The sequence below is a fragment of the Microbacterium sp. LS_15 genome (genome assembly GCF_041954735.1).
Classification (GTDB): Bacteria; Actinomycetota; Actinomycetes; order Actinomycetales; family Microbacteriaceae; genus Microbacterium.
Window position 1 is genome coordinate 52851 of the sequence record NZ_JAVAYD010000003.1, and the last position, 20079, is coordinate 72929.

Below are 20079 nucleotides of genomic sequence, written 5' to 3' on the forward strand. Positions count from 1 at the left end.
CTGCGACGCGGGTCCACCCCCACCGTCAGTCCTTCCCGCCTCCGCGCACGAGCTCGAGCCCGGCACCGGCGAACTGCCGCAGGGTGGCGTCGGGGAGGAACGCGCGGGTGAGCGCCGGCCCGATCGCGGCGAGGTCGCTCTCATCGCGGAACAGCAGGTACATGGTCTCGTAGCGCGGGTGGAACTTCTGCTTGAAGCGGTGCAGCGACCCGAAGCCGTACACGGGTTCGAGCGCGTCGGCGAGGCGGTCGCTCAGCGCGGCGATCATGCCGGCGTCCGGCGGGTAGTCGTGGGCGAGCGGTGCCCCGGAGAGCGACATGATCTGCGCTCCCTCGTCGGAGAACTGCCTGGCCGACGAGCCGATGAGGAACTCCATGACCGGTCCGAACCCGCCGTCGCGTCGCCGCATGAGATCGAGAGTCCAGCCGCGCACGACGCCCCCTTCGCCGTAGACCGGCAGCCACGACAGGAATCCGTCGACGTCGCCGTTCGGCGCGAGGGCGAGGGCGAGCCGCACCTCGGGATCCTCCGCCTCCTCCAGGGTGCCGAGGGTGAAGCGCATCTCCGGCAGGTCCTTGTCGCCGACCCAGGCCTCGGAGATCGCGCGCACCTGCTGCTGCACGCCCCACGACTCCGACTTGAGGCGCGTCATCCGGAAGGTCATCTCCTCGCGGCCCGCCCTGTTCAGCGAGGTGCGCACCGCGTTCCAGCGCTTGCCGGTGAACTCGAGCCCCGGCAGGTCGACGATCGTGTCGTCGGCGACGACGAGGCTGCGCCATCCCTCCGGCACCGCGTCGCGCGTGGCTTCGTCGGCGCTGAAGAAGCAGGGCACGAGTCCGGCCTGCTCGGCCGTGCGGACGAAGTCGGCGACCGCCTCGCCGCGGCTCTCGGCGGGGCCGATCGGGTCGGCGAGGGCGAGCGCCACTCCCGCCCGTCGCTGATACGCGACGATGCCGCCGCCCGAGAGGCGGGCGTAGCTGTTGCCCTCCCACGTCGTCATCCACGACAGCGTGCCGCCGCCGTGCGCACGCAAGGCGGTCTTGACGTCGTCGACGGTGGGCGCGGGCTGGACGCCGAGCAGCGAGCGCCGCTTGGCTCGGAACGCCCGACGGACGCCGACGAGGTAGGCGAGCATGATGATCCACAGGAAGCCGTTCGCGAGCGCGAGCTCGGTCTCGCCGTCCCACCGGAAGTCCACCTGGGCCTGGCTGAACACCGTGATGAGGGTGAGCACGAGCGCGGCGATCAGCACGTTGAAGAGCCCGAGCAGGATCGCGAGCACCCACGCGTAGCGGCGCCCGCGACGCAGCCCGTTCACGAGCACGAGGATCACGACGAGGTCGATCGCGAGATCGATGAACCCGCCGGACACCGGCTCGGTGGGCCCGAACGGGCCGTCGGTCGCGATGAGTGTCGTGATGATCTCGACCGCGCCGAGCACGAGGATCGCGACGACTGCGATGAGACGCTGTTCGCGCACCGTCGTCCGTGCCACCCGCAGCGAACGGTCGACCGCGAGGATGAGCAGCACGGCCAGCAGATGCTCGAGGTCGGCGACTTTGCCCCAGAACAGCATCGCGATGAACACGAAGCCAAGCAGGATGAGCCAGCCGCGCACGCGCCACGGCGGGCGGAACCGGCCCACCGCGGCCGCGATGCAGGCCATCGTGCCGCCGGACGCGCCGACGTCGAGGGCCTGCGCCTGCGTGCTCGCCCACGCCCACGGGAACTGCGCGAGCACGAACAGCAGCAGGGCGGTGGCGAGGATCGCGAAGAGCTGGCCGATCCAGTAGTAGGCGAGCGCGACGCGGCTGCCGCGCACGTACTCCAGGTACGCCATGCCCCAGAAGCCGGCGATCGTGAACACGTACACCCACGGCTCATTGACGAAGAACGTGCCGGTGAGCGGCGTCCACCACTTGCCCTCGGCGAGGTGGGGCAGGCCGTAGGCGACGGTTCCGAACAGCGGGGAGTCCTCGAACGGGCGCCACAGCCCCTGCGACACGACGCCCACCGCGAGGATCAGCGCCACCATCGTCAGCGTCGCGGGGATGCGGCGCACGACGGCCAGAACGGGATGCGGGGTGCTGCGCGCCTCGGTCATGCGCTCAGCGTAGCGACGGGGGAGCGGTCACGGGAGGGCGGTGCCGGTCCCGTGACCGGGCCCTTGTCGCCGGAGCCGCCGCGGCGTTGGATGGAGGCATGACACCCGGAGCCCGCACGCTTCGCCCCGCGCGACGTCGCGCGCTCGCCGCGGTGGCGACGGCATCCGCTCTCCTGTTGGCCGCATGCTCGGCAGCCCCTCGTCCGGCGTCGCCGGCCGCCGCCGGCTCCGTCGCCGAGGGGCTCAACGCTCCCTGGTCCGTCGCGTTCCACGAGGGCGTCGCGCTGGTGAGCGAGCGCGACAGTGCACGGGTCCTGGAGCTCGGCGACGAGGGACCCCGCGAGGTCGGCACGATCGAGGGAGTGGTGCCGGGCGGCGAGGGCGGCCTCCTCGGACTGGCCGTGCACGAGGGCGAGCTGTTCACCTTCTTCACCGCGGAGGGTGAGAACCGCGTGGAGCGGCGCGAGATCCGCGGCGACGCCGGCGCCCTCGCGCTCGGACCGGCGACGACGGTGATCGACGGCATCCCCGCCGCGCGCACCCACAACGGCGGACGCATCGCTTTCGGACCGGACGGGATGCTGTACGTCACCGCCGGCGACGCCGGCGACCGCGACAGCGCGCAGGATCCGGACGCCCTGTCGGGGAAGATCCTCCGGCTCACCCCCGAGGGCGACGTGCCGGACGACAATCCGGTCGACGGCTCGCCGGTGTGGAGCCTCGGCCACCGCAATCCGCAGGGCATCGCGTGGGATGCCGACGGCACGATGTACGCGAGCGAGTTCGGGCAGGACACGTGGGATGAGCTCAACGTCATCGAACCGGGCGGCAACTACGGGTGGCCCGAGGTCGAGGGCATCGCCGGGAACGACGACTTCATCGACCCGGTGCAGCAGTGGGAGCCGGATGCCGCGAGTCCGAGCGGCGTCGCCGTCATCGGCGCCGACCTGGTCGTCGCGAACCTCCGCGGGGAGCGACTGCGGGTCGTGCCGCTCGACGATCTCGGCACGAGCACGGAGCTGCTGCAGGGGGAGCTGGGCCGGCTGAGGGACGTCGTCGCGGGACCGGACGGCGGCGTCTGGGTCGTCACGAACAACACCGACGGCCGGGGGAGTCCCCGCGACGGCGACGACCGGATCGTGCGGATCGACCTCGACTGACGATCTCCGCGCGCCCGGTGTCCGCGGCACGCGGGAAGATGGAGGCACCCCTCCGATCCCTGACAAGGAGCCCGCATGACCCTCGCCGCATCCTTCGACGCCATCGACGTCGAGCACCTCCGACGGATCGGCGGCCTCAAGTGGTCGACGTTCCCCGACGCGGTGGGCGCCTTCGTCGCGGAGATGGACTTCGGGGTCGCCCCCGGCATCTCCCGGGCCGTGCACGCCGCGGTCGACCAGGGGCTGTTCGGGTACCTGCCGTCGTCGGTGTCCGACGAGATGTCGCAGGCGGCAGCCGAATGGATGCGCGACGTCTACGGCTGGGTCGTCCCGGCATCCGACATCCATCCGATCGCCGACGTGATCCAGGGTCTGAAGCTGGCGATGGAGCACTTCTCGCGCCCCGGCGCTCCCGTCATCGTGCCCACGCCCGCCTACATGCCCTTCCTCACGGTGCCGATCGCCGCGGGGCGCGAGGTCATCCAGGTGCCGATGATCGTGACCGAGGGGCGGTACACGCTCGACCTCGACGGCATCGACGCGGCGTTCCGTGCCGGCGCCGATCTGCTGGTGCTCTGCAACCCGTACAACCCGGTGGGCCGCGTGTTCGACCGCGACGAGCTCGTGGCGGTCGGCGACGTCGTCGCGCGCCACGGCGGCCGCGTGTTCTCTGACGAGATCCATGCGCCGCTCGTGTACGCGCCGGGAGCGCACACGCCGTACGCCTCGGTCTCGCCGGTCACCGCAGGGCACACCGTGACCGCGACCTCGGCGTCGAAGGCCTGGAACCTCCCCGGCCTGAAGACCGCCCAGCTGATCCTCACCAACGACGCCGATCGTGCGATCTGGGAGCCGATCGGACCCATGGAGTCCCACGGCGCGAGCAACCTCGGAGTGATCGCGAACACCGCCGCCTACCGCGACGACCGGGCCTGGCTCGCCGACGTCGTGCAGTATCTCGACGGCAACCGCCGCTTCCTCGGCGAGGCGCTGGCCGCGCGCATCCCCGAGATCGCCTATCGCGCTCCCGAGGGCACCTACATCGGGTGGCTCGACGCCAGGGCCCTCGACCTGGGGCCGACCCCGGCCGACTTCTTCCGCGAGCAGGCGGGCGTGGCCCTCACCGACGGGTCGGCGACCGGGGCAGCCGGAGTCGGTTTCCTGCGGTTCGTCTTCGCGACGTCCCGCCCGATCATCGAGCAGGCCGTCGACCGGATGGCCGAGGCGCTCGCCCAGCGCTGACCGCGGCCTCTCGTCGTCTAACGATCCGGCCTCGGTGCTGTCCGAGACCCTGCGCCCAGAGCCGTCGGCTTCCCGCGCGCCTAGACTGGAGACGTGGCGAGACTGTTGATCGTAGGCGGCTTCCTGGCCGCCGTGTTCTGGGTGTACAGCATCGTCGACTGCGCCGTGCAGCCGTCGACGCGGCACCGGGGCGTGCCCAAGGCCGCCTGGATCGCGATCGTCGTGCTCATCCCCGTCATCGGCGGCATCCTCTGGTTCACGATCGGCCGTCGCCGCGCGAACGACAAGGGCACCATCCGCACGGTCGCGCCCGACGACGACCCGCAGTTCCTCCGCAGCATCAGCAAGAGCGAGCAGGATGCGCGCATCCGCCGTCTGGAAGAGGAGCTCGCGCGCCTCGACGACGAGACCGACGACGGCGCCGCCCCGGACCCGCGTCCGTGACGTCATCGCCGGCGATGGATGCCGCGGCATCCCTCATCGCGGAACTCGTCGGCCACGGCGTCCGCGACGTCGTGCTCTCGCCCGGTTCCCGATCGCAGGCGCTGGCGCTCGCCGCGGTGCGAGCGGCTGACGCGGGCGCGCTGCGCGTGCACGTGCGGATCGACGAGCGCGTCGCCGGGTTCACGGCACTGGGCCTGGCGAGGGAGACCGGCGTCCCCGCCGCGGTGATCTGCACGTCGGGTACGGCTGTCGCGAACCTGCTCCCCTCGGCTCTCGAGGCGTTCCACTCCGGAGTCCCGCTGCTGCTGCTGACCGCCGATCGTCCGCCCGAGCTGCGCGGAGTCGGCGCGAACCAGGCGACGATCCAGCCCGGCATGTTCTCCCCGTGGGTGCGCGACGAGATCGACGCGCCCGTGCCGGGTGACGGCGAGTGGGCGGGTCTCGGGGCGCGCGCCATCTCTGCGGCGATGGGCGGCGACGCCCCGCGCGGTCTTCCCGGAGTCGCCGGTCCCGTGCACCTCAACCTCCCCTCACGCGAGCCGCTGTCCGGCGAGCTCCCCGTGCTTCCGCTGGTGCAGGGCGACGCGCCGCCGCGCGCCGTGGGCGACGCGTTCGTCGTCGAGCGCGGTCCGCGCACGGTCGTGATCGCCGGCGCGGACGCCGGGCCGGATCCCGAGGAGATCGCCCACGCCGGATCCTGGCCGCTCATCGCCGAGATCGTCAGCGGAGCGCGCTTCGGCCGCCACCTCGTGCACGGCTACCGCACCCTCCTCGGCGATCCCGAGCTCGGCGGCAGGGTCGAACGCGCGATCGTGCTCGGGCATCCGACGCTCAGCCGCGAAGTCGCCCGACTGCTGTCGCGCCCCGAGGTCGAGGTCGTCGCGGTGCGCCGCGGCGGCGAGGAGCTCGACCTCAACGGCCGGACGACCTCGGTCGCAGCGGTGTCCGTGGCCGCGGGAGAGAGTGACCGCGAGTGGCTCGGCGCATGGCTCACGGCATCCGCCTCGCACGTCGTCGACCTCAGCGAGAGCGCACCCGACCAGAGCGGGCTTTCCTCGGCCGATCCGTCGGCCCGTCGTGAGGCGATGCGGGCCGAGCTGGCCGCCGTCCGCCGACCGCTCGACCGCGAGCTGCTCGTCGACGCCGTGTGGCGCGCGACCTGGCCGCACGACCGGCTGGTCTTCGGCTCCTCCCGCCTGGTGCGCGTGGCCGACGCGGTGCTCGGGGGCAAGAAGGTGCCCGTGCACGCGAACCGCGGCCTGGCCGGCATCGACGGCACGATCGCGACCGCAACGGGCGTCGCGCTCGCGAGTCAGGCCGGGGGAGCGCCGGGCGTCACGCGGGTGCTGCTCGGCGACCTCGCCTTCCTGCACGACGTCGGCTCCCTCCTCCTCCCGCCCGACGAGAGCGAGCCGCGGCTGCAGGTCATCGTCGGCAACGACGGGGGCGGCACGATCTTCGACGGCCTCGAGGTCGCCGGTACGGCGGGTCGCGCTGCGCTCGACCGCGCGTTCTACACGCCGCACACCGTGCGCCTCGAGCACCTCGCGCGGGCCTACGGCTGGGAGTATCAGCGCATCACGACGCGCGCCGCGCTCGACCAGGCTCTCACGACGCCCGCGGGAGGGCGCCAGCTGATCGAGGTGCCTCTGAGTCGGTGACCGGGCCCGGTCGGGCGGTGTCCCGCCCGGTGTCGACGGGCGGTGGCAGGATGAGCACATGAACGCGCACTCCTGGTCCCGCACCCTGCAGGTGGGCGACGGCTTCCGCCTCGCCGACGTCGACCCGTCGAGCACGCCGGGGTATCACGGTCGCAAGTCCGACGGCACGCGCGACCTCGCGGCGGGGCTCGACGAGCTGAACGGTCTGCAGGAGCGCCTGTTCGCCGAGAGTCGCGTCGGGGTCGCGACCGATTCGGTGCTGCTGATCCTGCAGGCCATGGACTCCGCGGGCAAGGGCGGCATCGTGCGTCACGTCGTCGGAGGGGTCGATCCGCAGGGCGTCGCGCTGACCGCGTTCAAGGCGCCGACGCCTGAGGAGCTCTCGCACGACTTCCTGTGGCGCGTCGAACGTCGGCTGCCTGAACCGGGTTTCATCGGGGTGTTCGACCGGTCGCACTACGAGGACGTACTGATCGGTCGCGTGCGGCAGCTCGCGCCGGCCGACGAGATCGAGCGTCGCTACTGGGCCATCAACGAGTTCGAGGCGCGGGTCGCCGCGTCGGGAACCCGCATCGTGAAGGTCATGCTGCACATCTCGCCGGACGAGCAGAAATCGCGCCTCATGGAGCGCCTCGACCGTCCGGACAAGCACTGGAAGTACAACCCCGGCGACGTGGACGAGCGGATGCTGTGGCCGCAGTACATGGAGGCGTACCAGGCCGTGTTCGACCGCACCTCGACCGAGGCTGCGCCCTGGCACGTGATCCCCGCCGATCACAAGTGGTACGCGCGCCTCGCCGTGCAGGAGCTGCTGCTCGACGCGCTGCAGCAGATCGACCCGCAGTGGCCGGCCGCCGACTTCGATGTCGAGGCCGAGAAGAAGCGCCTCGCCGCCAGCTGATCCCTCGCCGCGTTTCCTCTCGATTCGCTCGCTCGGCGACCGCGTCGGCTCCGGGTCGTCGAGCGAGGAGCGCAGCGACGAGACGGAACGCGCCGGTCAGGCCAGCGCGTCGACGAGCGGGCGGAACTTCACCCGCGTCTCCAGCAGCTCCGACTCCGGATCCGAGCCCGCGACGATCCCGGCGCCGGCGTACGCGGTGACGGCGATGCCCTCGTCGTCGGTCGTGAACTGCGCGCAGCGCAGCGCGATCGCCCACTCGCCGTTGCCGTGGGCGTCGACCCAGCCGACCGGACCCGCGTAGCGTCCGCGGTCGAAGGGCTCCAGCTCGCGGATCGCCTTGATGGCGACGGGAGTGGGTGTGCCGGCGACGGCCGCCGTCGGATGCAGAGCGCCGACGAGATCGAGCGACGACCCGCCCTCGGCCAGTTCCCCCTCGACGTCGGTCGCAAGGTGGAAGAGGTTCGGAAGCTTCAGCAGGAACGGCTGCTCGCTCGCCGCGAGCGCCCGCGTGTGCGGGCGCAGCGACGCGAGCACGCTGTGGACCGCGTACTGGTGTTCGTCGAGATCCTTCGTGCTGGACGCGAGATGAGCGGATGCGGCGGTGTCGGCGTCGGCATCCGCCCCGCGTCCGATCGTTCCGGCCAGCACTCGCGCGGTCACGGTGCGCTGCTGCACGGTGACGAGCGTCTCGGGGCTCGCGCCGATCAGGCCGTCGACAGCGAACGCCCAGGTGTCGGGGTAGCCGGTCGACAGCGCCCGTACGAGGCGGCGCAGATCGGAGCCGGCCGGGATGCTGCCGGTGAGATCGCGGGCGAGCACGACCTTGCTCAGCTCGCCGTCGGCGATGCGCGTGAGCGCGCGTCGCACCGAGTCCTGGTAGCCCTGCGGGGTCTGTGCTCCGGGCCCGACGGTGCCCGCCCAGTGCGGGCCGTACGGCCGGGGCGCGGCATCCCGTGGGCGATCGTCGTCGGAGGAGCGGATGGTGGTGAGCCACGTGCGGCCCCGGTGGCGTCCGACCACGAGGGCGGGGACGACGAGCACGCTGTCGGCGGCGGAGTCCTCGTCGAAGGCGAGTGCCCCGAACGCCACGAGCCCGCTGCCGGGGAGCGAGAGGGGGTCGTCGATGTCGGCGTCGGCGCTGAGCTCGCGCCAGGCGTCGGCGATCGCGCCCGAGCGAGGGCGGCCCGTGCCGGCGCTGACCGTGATGGTCTGCACGACCTCGTCGCCGACGGCGACGATGCCGTCACCGCGTCGCAGCCAGGCGAGCGGACGAGCGGGGTCGGCGTAGGCGAGGGGGTCTTCGATCGGGTCGATCTCTCGGGTCCGCACGACAAGCCTGCTGCTCACGCTCCCAGCCTAGTTCCGCGCGTCGCCCCGGAGCCCCGCCGCTCGGCTTACGCTGAGCACATGAGCGATGCCCGTCCTTCTCCCGGCGCCGAGATGATCTTCCAGTGGCGCAAGTGGGACGGCTCTCCGCACTGGCGTCATGAGTGCGTGTACCTGGGCGCCGACGAGTGGGGCGACTGGATCGGGCAGCCCACGGGCTGGCCGAGTGCCCGTCCCGGCGCGTCGTTCATCGCCGAGACGCCGAACGTGACCCTGATCCCGCGGCGCACGGACTTCGCGCTCACGGTGAACCGCGAGCATCCCCGGGGAATGCGCGTGTACATCGATCTCGGCTGGGATGTGCGGTGGTCCGACGACCCGCTGCTCGCGACGGGGATCGACATGGATCTCGACGTCGTGCGGGTCGTGGGGGAGCGCGGCACCTGGGTCGATGACCGCGACGAGTGGGCGGAGCACAGCGTGCAGTTCGGCTATCCCGCCGATGTACGGGCCCAGCTCGAAGACCTCGCCCTCGACCTCGAGCACCGGGTGCGCGCGCAGGTCGCTCCGTTCGACGACGCGACGGCCGACGCCTGGCTGGATCGGCTGGAGGCTCTGCGGCTCGCGCCCAGGCCCCGCACCTAGACTGGACGCGTGACCCCGAACGATGACAACCGCGCCGACCTCGGCAAGGACCCCTCCCGCGTGAGCGGCATGTTCGATCAGGTCGCAGCGGGCTACGACCGCACGAACACCGCGATGACGGTCGGCAACGATGCGCTGTGGCGCGCCGCCACGACGCGGGCCGTCGCGCCGAAGCCGGGCGAGAAGATCCTCGATCTCGGCGCAGGCACCGCGTCGTCCTCCGCGTCCCTCGCACGCAGCGGTGCCGAGGTGGTCGCCGCCGACTTCTCGCCGGGGATGCTCGCCGAGGGGCAGCGCCGCCACGGGCGCATGCGCAACCTCTCGTTCGTGCAGGCCGACGCGACCGACCTGCCGTTCGCCGACGACGAGTTCGATGCGGTGACCATGTCGTACGCGCTGCGCAACGTGAACGACCCGAAGAAGGCGCTGCGCGAGCTGTTCCGCGTGACCAAGCCCGGCGGCCGCCTCGTCATCAACGAGTTCTCGACGCCCCCTCGGCCGCTCTTCCGCTCGGCGTACCGCTTCTACAACGCGCAGGTGCTGCCCCGTGTGGCTCGGGTCGCCGGGACGAACGGCGCCGCGTACGACTACCTCAACGAGTCGATCAGGGAGTGGCCGGACCAGAAGACGCTCGCCGCGTGGATCCGGGATGCCGGGTGGACCGACGTCGCCTACCGCAACCTGTCCTTCGGGATCGTCGCCCTGCATCGGGCGCGCAAGCCGAAGTCCGGCGTGACGGCGTGACCGTGACGCGCGAATCCGCCCAGCGGACGACGGTAGGCTGAACCCGTGACTTCGAGCCGCGTAGCCCCGGGTTCGCGACTGGCGAGCCGTCTCGGTTTCAGCGACCGCATCTTCATCGGCACCGCCGGTCGTCGCATCGCCCAGGCCATTGAAGACGGGCTCGAGCTCGTCGAGACGGGTCTCGCGGACGACGTGCGAGTCGCCGACCCGTTGGCCGATGCCGCGAGCCGCTACCTGTACGAGGCGGGCGGCAAGCGCATCCGCCCGGTGCTCACTCTTCTCGCCGCGCAGCTCGGCGACGGCAACACCGAGCAGGTCATCGACGTCGCGAAGGCGCTCGAGATCACGCACCTCGGTTCGCTGTATCACGACGACGTCATGGACGGAGCCGACCGCCGACGCGGCGTCCCTGCCGCGCAGACGGTGTGGGGCAACAACATCGCGATCCTCACGGGCGACATCCTCTTCTCCCGCGCGAGCCAGCTCATGTCGCGGCTCGGGGAGCGGGCGATCCGCCTGCAGGCAGACACGTTCGAACGTCTCGTGCTCGGTCAGATGCACGAGACCATCGGGGCGCAGCCCGACGACGACCCCATCGACTTCTACATCCAGGTGCTCGCCGACAAGACGGGCTCGCTCATCGCCGCGGCGACGCAGGGCGGAGTGATCTTCTCGAACGCCCCCGCCGAGTACGAGGAGCCGTTGCGCGTCTACGGCGAGAAGATCGGCGTGGCGTTCCAGCTGCTCGACGACGTCATCGATCTGTCGGCGAAGCCGGAAGACACCGGCAAGGTGCCCGGCACCGATCTGCGTGCGGGCGTTCCGACGATGCCGTACCTGCTGCTGAAGGCTGAGACCGACGCGGCGTCGATCGATCTCGCCGCGCGCATCGACGACGGCGTGGCTCGCATCGCCGCCGGGGAGGATCCCTCGATCCTCGACGACGCCCTCGCCGAGCTGCGCGATCACGTCGGCACCGAGAAGACCCTCGCGCTCGCGCACTCCTGGACGCGCGATGCGATCGACGCGCTCACCGCGCTTCCCCGGGGAACCGTGCGCGAGGCGCTGACGCGTTTCGCAGAGACCCTCGTCGAACGCTCCAGCTGACGATGCGCGGCCGCGAGGCCGCCCGCGCCGGACGTGACGGCATACGAAAGGATCACCATGACCAAGCTCAGACTGGCCATCGTCGGGGCGGGCCCCGCCGGGATCTACGCGGCCGACATCCTCCTCAAAGCCGAGCGCAAGTTCGACGTCTCGATCGACCTGTTCGAGCAGCTTCCGGCGCCCTACGGCCTCGTGCGCTACGGCGTCGCGCCCGATCACCCGCGCATCAAGGGCATCATCACGGCGCTGCGCGACGTGCTCGACCGCGGCGACATCCGCCTGTTCGGCAATGTCCGGTTCGGCGAGGACATCACTCTCGACGACCTCAAGAAGCACTACAACGCGGTGATCTTCGCGACCGGGGCGATTCGCGACACGACGCTCGACATCCCGGGGATCGACGCGGTCGCCTCGTACGGCGCGGCCGACTACGTGAGCTGGTTCGACGGCCACCCCGACGTGCCGCGCGAATGGCCGCTGGATGCGGCATCCGTCGGCGTCCTCGGCAACGGCAACGTCGCGCTCGACGTCGCCCGCATGCTCGCGAAGCACGCCGAGGATCTGCTCGTGACCGAGGTTCCCGAGAACGTGTACCAGGGGCTCCAGGCGAGCCAGGTGACCGATGTGCACGTGTTCGGCCGTCGCGGCCCGGCGCAGGTGAAGTTCACGCCCCTCGAGCTGCGCGAGCTCGGCGAACTGCGCGACGTCGACATGGTCGTCTACGACGAGGACTTCGACTATGACGACGCCTCGAAGGACGCCGTCGCCAGCAACAAGCAGGTCATGGTGATCGACCGCATCCTGCAGTCGTGGCGCAAGCGCGATTCCGTGAACAACGCCGGCGGCACGGCATCCCGCCGTCTGCACCTGCACTTCTGGGCGCGTCCGGTCGAGGTGCGCACCGACGAGTCGGGCCGCGTGGCGGCGCTCGTCTACGAGCGCACTCAGCCCGACGGCCAGGGAGGCGCGGTGGGCACCGGGGAGATGCGCGAGGTTCCGCTGCAGGCCCTCTACCGCGCGATCGGCTACTTCGGGTCGCCGCTGCCTGGCGTCCCGTTCGACAAGAAGCACGGCGTGATCCCGAACCGCGAGGGCCAGGTGCTGGCGAAGGACTCGAACCAGCAGCTGCCCGGCGTCTACGCGACCGGCTGGATCAAGCGCGGACCGGTCGGCCTCATCGGCCACACGAAGTCGGATGCCATGGAGACCGTGCGCCACATCATCAACGACCAGGGGTCGTGGTGGCATCCCGAGGACCCGTCCGAGGATGCCGTCGTCGCGCTGCTTCAGGAGCGCGACGTGAAGTGGACCGATCTCGACGGCTGGCACCGTCTCGACGAGCACGAGATCTCGCTCGGCGCGCCGCACGAGCGTGCGCGCGTCAAGGTCGTGCCGCGCGACGAGATGGTGCGCGTCTCCCGGGGCGAGTGAACGTCATCGGATCGTTGCCGCCCCTCCGCACGTCGGAGGCGACTCGTCAATAGGCTGGGCGCATGCGATTGCGTCCCCTGCTCGTTCTCAGCGCAACCGTCCTTCTCCTCGTGACGGCATGCGCCCCGCAGCCCTCGCCGAGTCCGACGCCGACGCGGTCGTCGTCCCCCGCGCCCACTCCGTCCCCGACCCCCACGCCCGAGGCGGTGGTGGAACCGGAGGCGGCCTTCGACGTGACCTGCGATGACGTGGCCGCCGAGATGTCGGGGCTCGTCGGGGAACCTTCCGCGCCGATGAAGCCGGAGATGAGTATCGTCTCCGGGATGAGCTGGTTGCCCGGGCCTGCCCAGTACATGTTCCAGCGCGCGAACGGCATCGCTTGCTCGGCGGGCGATACGGATCGGCACTGGGAGGTCACGATCGTGCCCGACGCGGCGACGGTGATCGCCGGGGCCACCGAGCGCCAGGGCTATTGGGGTGACATCGCTCAGTGCAGTCAGGGCGAGTGTTCTTTCGAGCTCCCGGACGGCGACGTCCTCCTCTCCGCATCCATCCTCGAGCCCGCCCTGGGCGAGAGCGACACCGAGAGGGTGGGTGAGGTGCTGCGACGCCTGGCGGCGACCGCCGCGGCGAGTATCCACGAGGTGGACTACATCGACAGCGACCTCGTGGGTGCGGCGTGTGAGCGCTACATCACGCCCGAGCAGGTCGATGCCATCGTGGCCGTCGACGATGCGCGGCTCATCACTGCCTTCGGAGGGTGGGGAATTCCGGCCGAGGTCTATCACGTCGTGAACGGCTCACGCATGTGCTACTACGCCACAGCGGAGGTAGGCGGAACCAGCTACCTCATGATCACCGCGCTCCCGGCGGGCGCCTGGGCCTACGAGATCCAAGATGGTGCGCCCGCCGAGGTCGAGGGTGCGGAGAGCGCGAAGGCCAGCGTCGGCCCTTACGCGGAGAACATCCTGGACGTCCGCGTCGGTGCCGACTGGATCCGCCTCGTCACCTATGACAACGGCTCGGGAGCTGCGGATCCTCGTCCGTTGGCCGAGATGATCGTACGGAGCCTCACCGTCGGGGTCGCCGCGCCGCAGTAGTCCGAGTGAGGTCGGCTAGCCTGGCCGCATGGCTGACTGGATCCCCGACGTCCTCGGCGACGAGTTCGAGCAACTGACGCTCGACCTCGGTTCCGATGACGAGGGCCCTGTGGTCGCCACGCTCGTGCGCGCACTCCCGCAGGAGGCCTCTTGGTGGCATCGGGCTCTGGGCCGCGCGAAGCCGTTGCACGGTGTCGACGTGCTCTATGTGCACGGCTGGTCGGACTACTTCTTCCAGAGGCGCCTCGCCCGATTCTGGACGGCGCGCGGCGCGCGCTTCTTCGCACTGGACCTCCGCAAGTACGGTCGCAGCCTGCGAGACGGGCAGACTCCCGGATTCATCACCGACCTGTCGACATACGACGAGGACATCGGCGCCGCCCTCGACGCGATGGGCCGCGGCGGAGAGGGACGGGCGTCGGGGCGCCGGCTCGTTCTGCTCGGACATTCAACGGGTGGTCTGACCCTCAGCCTCTGGGCGTCACGGCATCCGAAGACGGCGGATGCCGTGATCCTCAACAGTCCCTGGCTGGAATTCCAGGTCGCGTCCGCTCGACCGCTCATCGCGCCGGTCGCCGAACTCCAAGCTCGGTGGGCGCCGCGAGACGTCGCGCCGCAGGTCGACCTCGGGTTCTACACGCGCGCCCAGCAGGAGGTCGCGGACGACACCGACCCGATGGACATCGATCTCACCTGGCGGCCGTCGCAGACCATGGCGGTGCACGCGGGGTGGTTCCACGCGATCCTCGTCGGGCACGGGGCCGTGGCGGCAGGACTCGCGATCGATGCGCCCGTGTGCGTCCTGCTCTCGGCGAGGTCGGCTCCGCCGACGCGGTGGTCGGAGGATCTCACTCGCGTCGACTCCGTCCTCGTGGTCGATGACATCGCCCGTGCGTCACTCAAGCTGGGGCCGTCTGTGACGGTCGAGCGGATCGACGGCGCCCTGCACGACGTGTTCCTCTCCCGGCATGAGGCCCGCGAAGAGGCCTATGCGCGACTTGAGCGGTGGGTATCCGGCTGGGTCGCCGTTCACTGAGCACGGCACACCCGCGGCGATCGATCAGACGTAGTGCATCGCTCGGGCGAGGCGCTCCGCGGCGTCGGCATCGGCGGTGAGGACTGCTTCGCGGAAGTCGCGATAGATGCCGAGCATCCGCTCATGGTCGCTGAACGGCACGCGCCAGGCGCGGAGGTTCCTGGCCATGGCCATGCTCGCGTCGTTCAGGAGGGACTGATGTTGCCCGTTGCGGCTGCGACCGCTCAGGAAAGCGAACACAGCCCAGCGGCTCTCGAACACGTGCTCGTGGGGTGCGACCCCCGTCGTCATCTCGTCGACGAGCGCCGCGAGCAGGTTCCGATCCTCCTCCGACATGCGGGCGACGCCCATGCGCGCAGCGATGCCCGCCTGGTAGCCGGCGAACTCGAGGGTCTGCTCGACCATGTCGGGGGTCACCGCGGTCACCTCGGTGTAGCGGCTCGGATACATCGTGACGAGTCCGAGGCGTTCGAGCCGCTGGAGTGCCTCGCGGACGGGAGTGCGCGAGACGTGGAGCTCCTCCGCGACGTCGATATCGCGGACCCGGTACCCGGGAGGCAGCTCGCCTTCGATGATCTGGGCGGCGATGTGCTGGAAGACCTCTTCGGCGAGCAGTTGCTTGCCCTCCCGCGCGGTCGTCATCGTGTTGGTCCTGCTTGTCATGGAATACCCCCCAGTGCGGTCCCCGATCCGTGCCCATGAGCGCCCAGACGGCCACTACATCACGAAGTCGTTCACCTTGCCAGTGACCACGTGTGAACACCGCGCTCTCACAGGAGTGGTCGAGCGGGCCGCGCGTGGAGCGGAACGACGGCGAGCGCGCGCGCACGCACGGACTCGCCACCCGCCGCATCGAGATGCGACAGAGCAAGTGTCCTGTGCTGTGACCGGCATACCGGTATGCGCTTGACGCCTGTGGATGACCGCGTCGAGGGGGTCGCTCTCCGCGCGGCAGAAGAGGGAGAGGAGGCGGGGTCTACCGGTAGTTGATGAACTGCAGGTCGATGTCGAGGTCCGAGCCCTTGAGCAGCGCGATGACGGCCTGGAGGTCGTCACGGCTCTTCGACTGCACCCGCAGCTCGTCGCCCTGGATCTGGCTCTTGACGCCCTTCGGGCCCTCGTCGCGGATGATCTTTCCGATCTTCTTCGCGTTCTCCGACGAGATGCCGTCCTTGAGCGAGGACACGATGCGGAACTCCTTACCGCTCGCGAAGGGATCGCCGGACTCGAGGCTCTTGAGCGAGATGCCGCGCTTGATGAGCTTCGACTGGAACACGTCCAGCACCGCGTTCGCGCGCTCTTCCGTGTTGGCTGTGATCAGGACCTGCTCGCCGCTCCACGCGATCGAGGCACCGGTGCCCTTGAAGTCGTAGCGCTGCTCGATCTCCTTGCGGGCCTGGTTGAGGGCGTTCTCAGCCTCCTGGTGATCCACTTTCGAGACGATGTCAAAGGAACTGTCAGCCATACAGAGAGTGTAACGATCGCCGACGCGCGGGGCACGCGTCGGCGTTGCTACCCCGTCCGCGCGCACGCCGGTCGTACCGTGGGGGGTATGGCGAGGGTCGGGGGACGGAATCCAGCGATGAGCTGGATCGCGGGTGTGCTGTGCGCGGGCGTCGTCGTCGGGCTCATCTGGTTCGCCATCCCCATCGTGCCGACCCTTGCCGCGTTCGCCGGCGACACGCTGCGGACGCTCCTTCCCTGACGTCGGCGAGTCGGAGATCCGCGCCGCGACGGGTCGGACGACACGTCGGCACGCCTCCGATGGCGCGCCGACGGGCGGCGGTAATCTCGCAGAGCACACATCCGATGAGAGGCGCACCCATGAGTGACCCCGAGGTTCCCCAGCCCGAGCGGCGGAAGGACGTCGATGACGTCGTCGACAGCGCGAACGCTGGTCTCGACGCCGCCGAGGCCGCCCGAGCGGACGTCCCCGGACGTTCGACGACGGATGCCGCGGTGGACGACGTGCCCGCATCGCGCAGCGACCCCGCCGCCGATCCCGATCTCGCCGCCTTCGAAGCGGCCGAACGCGACCACCCCGGCACTTTCTCCACGCCGGAGCTGAACGACCTCGCGCGGTCCGAGGAGCGCGACTCCGCGTTCCCCGAGCGGGATGCCGACGCCACGGCCGTCCACTCCGCGCCCGTCGCGCACAGCGAGTCGAGCATGGCGTCCGCCGCCTACTCCGCGCCGGACGACACCGAGACCCGCGTGGTGCCGTCGGAGCCGGTCGTCGCCGAGCGGGCCGAGGCGGCGGAGCCCGTCGGAGCGCCGGCCTTCGCCCAGCAGCCCATCTTCGTCCAGGCCCCGGAGCCGCCGCGCGAGCGCGGCAACCGCGGGACCGCCGGAGCCATCGGCCTCCTCGCCACCCTGGCGTTCGCGATCCTCTACCTGGGCACGACCCTCGGCCTCGGGGCGTGGACCGGAGACGTCACCGCCGAGAACATCGGCGAATCGGCCCTCGCACCGCTGACGACCTGGGGCTTCTGGGTTCCGGTCGTGGTGTTCTTCCTCGGCTTCTGGCTGCTCGGGGCGTTCATCAACCGTGGCCGCTGGGGCCTGTGGGTCGTGTTCGGCATCATCGTCGGCGTCTTCGCCTACGGCGGCCACCTGCTCGGCCAGCTGTTCGAGGAGCGGTTCTGGCTGCTCACCGCCCGTGAGGGAAGCGAGCTGATCGGCGAGCAGCTGTTCGCGCCGCTCGCGATCGCCGCCTTCGTGTTCGGACGTGAGCTCACGATCTGGTTCGGGGCCTGGGTCGCCCGCAGCGGTGCCCGCAAGACCGAGCTCAACGCCGAGGCGCAGCGCGAGTACGAGCGCACGCTCGAGGCGGGCCCGACCCTCTCGAGGTGACCACGGACACCCCGTCGTCGAACCCCCGCGGACCCGAGTCCGCGGGGGTTTCGCGCGTTCTGGCGCTCACCCTCGCGACGATCGGCTTCTTCGCGCTCGCGGTGTTCGGGCTCGGCGCGCTGAGCGTGGCGACCGACACCGACATCATCGCGGTGCGCGGTCTCGGGCAGGTGCCGGGAGTGGCCGGGATGCTCGCCGCCCTCCTCGGCTTCGCGCTCATGCTGTGGTCGTCGCTGCGCCGAGAGCATCCGTCGTTCCTCTCCGTGCCGGCGACCGCTCTCGCCACCGCCCTCTCCCACCTCATCATGCTCTGGGCGGCCGTGCTCGTCGCGCGGGGCGACGTCGTGATCGCGACGGCCGTGGCCGGAGACCTCGTGCGAGGGGGAGCGAGTGCCGTGCTCCTCGCGGCAGCGGCGATCGCGGCATGGTCCGGGGTGGCACTGCGCCGCACGAGGTCGCGCCGTCCTCGATGGCCCTGGGAGGACGAGAACGAGGAGTGACACCCCGCCGTCCTGCGGGAAATCGCCGCGCTCGGGGTGTGCGCATCGTACGCTCTACGTGTGGAGCGCTCGCTGGAGACGCAGGTCGACCAGGCCGTCGAGGCCTGGCTGCGCTGGGTGCCGCGCTGGGAGCCGGCCACCCACCGAGGGCGCGTCGCGCCCTGCCGACGGTGCCTCGGGTCGCCGATCCTCTCCGCGGCGGGCATCGGCGCGAACGCCCCGCACGGAGTGCAGCACGGCCTCTCCACGCGGATGAAGACCATCGTCGACCACGCCGTCGCCGAGTACACGACGCGCAACCTGCCGATGCTGCAGCGGGAGCTCGACCAGCAGGCGGCGCGCAACCGGGCCCGCACGTACCGCCCGGCCGACGACCTCGACCCGGAGTTCGACGGGCTGCCCCTCGACCCGGAGCCGGTTCCCGGAGCGCCGTTCCTCTTCACGATCGCCGGCATGGCCGACGACGAGTCCGCAGCGCTCCCTCCGCTCCCACCGCTGACCGATGAGGCGAAGGCGGCCCTGCGGCAGGAGGTCGCACTGGCCGACGAGTACGCCAACATGGTGGGGCGGGAGATCTGCGGCATCCTGCTCCGTCACCGCATCCGCATCCAGGCCGCGATCTCGCAGCACGTGGAGCCGCAGATCGAGGCGCTGCTGGCCGAGCTGACGCAGTCGCTGGACTCCCCGTTCGATCCGGACGCCTCCTAGCAGGGCGGGGCGCGCCGCCATTTGACCGGTCACGTTACGCGGCATTACACTTGATCAGGTGTGTGCACGTCTTGACGTGCGCGCTGGGCGCCGGCTCCATGGCCGGTCCGCCCCCACGGCATACCCACCACCGCAAAAGCTCGCCGGTTCCGGCGTGCCGGTGGGTCATGATGTGAAACCCATCACGCTGTCACCGTGCAGCACTATGAGGAGAGAACGTGCCAACCATTCAGCAGTTGGTTCGCAAGGGTCGCTCGCCCAAGGTCTCGAAGACCAAGGCGCCGGCGCTCAAGTCGAACCCGCAGCAGGCCGGGGTCTGCACCCGCGTCTACACCACCACGCCGAAGAAGCCGAACTCGGCGATGCGCAAGGTCGCTCGTGTGAAGCTCCGCAACGGCACCGAGGTCACCGCGTACATCCCCGGTGAGGGCCACAACCTGCAGGAGCACTCGCTGGTGCTCGTGCGCGGTGGTCGTGTCAAGGACCTCCCCGGTGTCCGTTACAAGATCGTCCGTGGCGCCCTGGACACCCAGGCCGTGAAGAACCGTAAGCAGGCTCGCAGCCGCTACGGCGCGAAGAAGGGCTGAGTCCAATGCCTCGTAAGGGTCCCGCCCCCAAGCGTCCCGTCGTCAACGACCCGGTCTACGGCGCTCCGATCGTCAGCCAGCTGGTCAACAAGATCCTGGTCGACGGCAAGAAGTCGCTCGCCGAGTCGATCGTCTACAACGCCCTCCGCGGCGTCGAGGCGAAGAACGGTCAGGATGCCGTCGCCACGCTGAAGAAGGCGCTCGACAACGTCCGCCCGACTCTCGAGGTCAAGAGCCGCCGCGTCGGTGGCTCGACCTACCAGGTGCCGGTCGAGGTCAAGCCGCACCGTGCGAACACCCTCGCGCTGCGCTGGCTCGTGAGCTACGCCAAGGGTCGTCGTGAGAAGACGATGACCGAGCGTCTGCAGAACGAGATCCTCGACGCCTCGAACGGCCTCGGTGCCGCGGTCAAGCGCCGCGAGGACACCCACAAGATGGCCGAGTCGAACCGCGCGTTCGCTCACTACCGCTGGTAACAGCTTCGCCCGCCCCCGGCCACCCGCCGGGGGCGGGCACCCCCTCTTCGCAGT

Annotated in this window: 21 protein-coding genes; 17 read left to right on the forward strand and 4 right to left on the reverse strand. The window is 70.6% G+C overall.

What is annotated here, in order from left to right:
* Positions 1–25: 25 nt before the first annotated feature.
* Positions 26–2104: a bifunctional lysylphosphatidylglycerol flippase/synthetase MprF gene (locus RAC69_RS06070; RefSeq protein ID WP_375085891.1), complete on the reverse strand. Its 2079-nt coding sequence runs from the start codon at positions 2102–2104 to the stop codon at positions 26–28.
* Between the two features lie 98 nt (positions 2105–2202).
* On the opposite strand from RAC69_RS06070, the gene RAC69_RS06075 reads away from it, so the two are divergent.
* The 5 genes from RAC69_RS06075 to RAC69_RS06095 all read left to right on the forward strand — a co-directional run bounded on the left by RAC69_RS06075 (position 2203) and on the right by RAC69_RS06095 (position 7512).
* A complete protein-coding gene (locus RAC69_RS06075; RefSeq protein ID WP_375085893.1) occupies positions 2203–3264 on the forward strand; it encodes a PQQ-dependent sugar dehydrogenase in 1062 nt (353 codons plus the stop codon).
* A gap of 75 nt (positions 3265–3339) precedes the next feature.
* The gene (locus RAC69_RS06080; RefSeq protein ID WP_375085894.1) at positions 3340–4506 is read left to right on the forward strand and encodes a MalY/PatB family protein; all 1167 of its coding nucleotides are present in this window, start codon (positions 3340–3342) and stop codon (positions 4504–4506) included.
* Between the two features lie 93 nt (positions 4507–4599).
* Positions 4600–4950, forward strand: coding sequence for a PLD nuclease N-terminal domain-containing protein (locus RAC69_RS06085; RefSeq protein ID WP_375085896.1), 351 nt, complete (start codon positions 4600–4602; stop codon positions 4948–4950).
* Between the two features lie 14 nt (positions 4951–4964).
* Positions 4965–6611, forward strand: a complete 1647-nt coding sequence (menD, locus tag RAC69_RS06090) for a 2-succinyl-5-enolpyruvyl-6-hydroxy-3-cyclohexene-1-carboxylic-acid synthase (RefSeq protein ID WP_375086132.1) — start codon at positions 4965–4967, stop codon at positions 6609–6611.
* Positions 6612–6669: 58 nt separating this feature from the next.
* Positions 6670–7512, forward strand: a complete 843-nt coding sequence (locus RAC69_RS06095; RefSeq protein ID WP_375085897.1) for a polyphosphate kinase 2 family protein — start codon at positions 6670–6672, stop codon at positions 7510–7512.
* 96 nt (positions 7513–7608) lie between these two features.
* Here the strand turns inward: RAC69_RS06095 and RAC69_RS06100 are convergent, their stop codons facing one another.
* The gene (locus RAC69_RS06100; protein WP_375085898.1) at positions 7609–8859 is read right to left on the reverse strand and encodes an isochorismate synthase MenF; all 1251 of its coding nucleotides are present in this window, start codon (positions 8857–8859) and stop codon (positions 7609–7611) included.
* Positions 8860–8919: 60 nt separating this feature from the next.
* Here RAC69_RS06100 and RAC69_RS06105 point away from each other — a divergent pair, with 60 nt between their 5' ends.
* From RAC69_RS06105 to RAC69_RS06130, 6 genes are all read left to right on the forward strand, one after another.
* Complete coding sequence (locus RAC69_RS06105; protein ID WP_375085900.1) at positions 8920–9483, forward strand: hypothetical protein; 564 nt, start codon at positions 8920–8922, stop codon at positions 9481–9483.
* A 9-nt stretch (positions 9484–9492) separates the two neighbouring features.
* Positions 9493–10227: a class I SAM-dependent methyltransferase gene (locus RAC69_RS06110; protein ID WP_375085902.1), complete on the forward strand. Its 735-nt coding sequence runs from the start codon at positions 9493–9495 to the stop codon at positions 10225–10227.
* A 45-nt stretch (positions 10228–10272) separates the two neighbouring features.
* A complete protein-coding gene (locus RAC69_RS06115; protein WP_341933610.1) occupies positions 10273–11334 on the forward strand; it encodes a polyprenyl synthetase family protein in 1062 nt (353 codons plus the stop codon).
* Positions 11335–11391: 57 nt separating this feature from the next.
* A complete protein-coding gene (locus RAC69_RS06120) occupies positions 11392–12765 on the forward strand; it encodes an FAD-dependent oxidoreductase (protein WP_375085904.1) in 1374 nt (457 codons plus the stop codon).
* A gap of 323 nt (positions 12766–13088) precedes the next feature.
* A complete protein-coding gene (locus RAC69_RS06125; RefSeq protein ID WP_375085905.1) occupies positions 13089–13865 on the forward strand; it encodes a hypothetical protein in 777 nt (258 codons plus the stop codon).
* A 28-nt stretch (positions 13866–13893) separates the two neighbouring features.
* Positions 13894–14901 (forward strand): alpha/beta hydrolase, encoded by a 1008-nt coding sequence (locus RAC69_RS06130; RefSeq protein WP_375085907.1) that lies wholly within the window; start codon positions 13894–13896, stop codon positions 14899–14901.
* A gap of 24 nt (positions 14902–14925) precedes the next feature.
* Here the strand turns inward: RAC69_RS06130 and RAC69_RS06135 are convergent, their stop codons facing one another.
* Together RAC69_RS06135 and RAC69_RS06140 are read right to left on the reverse strand one after the other, a co-directional pair.
* Positions 14926–15564 carry a GntR family transcriptional regulator gene (locus RAC69_RS06135; protein WP_375085909.1) on the reverse strand — a complete coding sequence of 213 codons (639 nt, stop codon included), beginning with the start codon at positions 15562–15564 and terminating at the stop codon, positions 14926–14928.
* 313 nt (positions 15565–15877) lie between these two features.
* On the reverse strand, positions 15878–16366 hold the full coding sequence (locus RAC69_RS06140; protein WP_251586850.1) for a YajQ family cyclic di-GMP-binding protein: 489 nt from the start codon (positions 16364–16366) through the stop codon (positions 15878–15880).
* 117 nt (positions 16367–16483) lie between these two features.
* Here RAC69_RS06140 and RAC69_RS06145 point away from each other — a divergent pair, with 117 nt between their 5' ends.
* From RAC69_RS06145 to rpsG, 6 genes are all read left to right on the forward strand, one after another.
* Positions 16484–16606, forward strand: a complete 123-nt coding sequence (locus RAC69_RS06145) for a hypothetical protein (RefSeq protein WP_375085911.1) — start codon at positions 16484–16486, stop codon at positions 16604–16606.
* Between the two features lie 119 nt (positions 16607–16725).
* Positions 16726–17754 carry an ABC transporter gene (locus tag RAC69_RS06150; protein WP_375085913.1) on the forward strand — a complete coding sequence of 343 codons (1029 nt, stop codon included), beginning with the start codon at positions 16726–16728 and terminating at the stop codon, positions 17752–17754.
* A complete protein-coding gene (locus RAC69_RS06155) occupies positions 17751–18254 on the forward strand; it encodes a hypothetical protein (RefSeq protein ID WP_375085915.1) in 504 nt (167 codons plus the stop codon). The genes RAC69_RS06150 and RAC69_RS06155 overlap by 4 nt, the downstream gene beginning before the upstream one ends.
* Before the next feature lie 60 nt (positions 18255–18314).
* Positions 18315–18962, forward strand: coding sequence for a spermidine/putrescine ABC transporter substrate-binding protein (locus RAC69_RS06160; protein WP_341933618.1), 648 nt, complete (start codon positions 18315–18317; stop codon positions 18960–18962).
* A 218-nt stretch (positions 18963–19180) separates the two neighbouring features.
* Positions 19181–19549, forward strand: coding sequence for a 30S ribosomal protein S12 (gene rpsL, locus RAC69_RS06165; protein WP_013584051.1), 369 nt, complete (start codon positions 19181–19183; stop codon positions 19547–19549).
* A gap of 5 nt (positions 19550–19554) precedes the next feature.
* Positions 19555–20025, forward strand: coding sequence for a 30S ribosomal protein S7 (gene rpsG, locus RAC69_RS06170; RefSeq protein ID WP_050722490.1), 471 nt, complete (start codon positions 19555–19557; stop codon positions 20023–20025).
* Positions 20026–20079 lie beyond the last annotated feature (54 nt).

Coding starts and splice junctions, on each gene's coding strand:
- RAC69_RS06070 (WP_375085891.1), bottom strand. CDS start 2,104: ATGACCGAGGCGCGCAGCACCCCGCATCCCGTTCTGGCCGTCGTGCGC.
- RAC69_RS06075 (WP_375085893.1), top strand. CDS start 2,203: ATGACACCCGGAGCCCGCACGCTTCGCCCCGCGCGACGTCGCGCGCTC.
- RAC69_RS06080 (WP_375085894.1), top strand. CDS start 3,340: ATGACCCTCGCCGCATCCTTCGACGCCATCGACGTCGAGCACCTCCGA.
- menD (WP_375086132.1), top strand. CDS start 4,965: ATGGATGCCGCGGCATCCCTCATCGCGGAACTCGTCGGCCACGGCGTC.
- RAC69_RS06095 (WP_375085897.1), top strand. CDS start 6,670: ATGAACGCGCACTCCTGGTCCCGCACCCTGCAGGTGGGCGACGGCTTC.
- RAC69_RS06105 (WP_375085900.1), top strand. CDS start 8,920: ATGAGCGATGCCCGTCCTTCTCCCGGCGCCGAGATGATCTTCCAGTGG.
- RAC69_RS06120 (WP_375085904.1), top strand. CDS start 11,392: ATGACCAAGCTCAGACTGGCCATCGTCGGGGCGGGCCCCGCCGGGATC.
- RAC69_RS06125 (WP_375085905.1), top strand. CDS start 13,089: ATGAGCTGGTTGCCCGGGCCTGCCCAGTACATGTTCCAGCGCGCGAAC.
- RAC69_RS06130 (WP_375085907.1), top strand. CDS start 13,894: ATGGCTGACTGGATCCCCGACGTCCTCGGCGACGAGTTCGAGCAACTG.
- RAC69_RS06135 (WP_375085909.1), bottom strand. CDS start 15,564: ATGACAAGCAGGACCAACACGATGACGACCGCGCGGGAGGGCAAGCAA.
- RAC69_RS06140 (WP_251586850.1), bottom strand. CDS start 16,366: ATGGCTGACAGTTCCTTTGACATCGTCTCGAAAGTGGATCACCAGGAG.
- RAC69_RS06145 (WP_375085911.1), top strand. CDS start 16,484: ATGAGCTGGATCGCGGGTGTGCTGTGCGCGGGCGTCGTCGTCGGGCTC.
- RAC69_RS06150 (WP_375085913.1), top strand. CDS start 16,726: ATGAGTGACCCCGAGGTTCCCCAGCCCGAGCGGCGGAAGGACGTCGAT.
- rpsG (WP_050722490.1), top strand. CDS start 19,555: ATGCCTCGTAAGGGTCCCGCCCCCAAGCGTCCCGTCGTCAACGACCCG.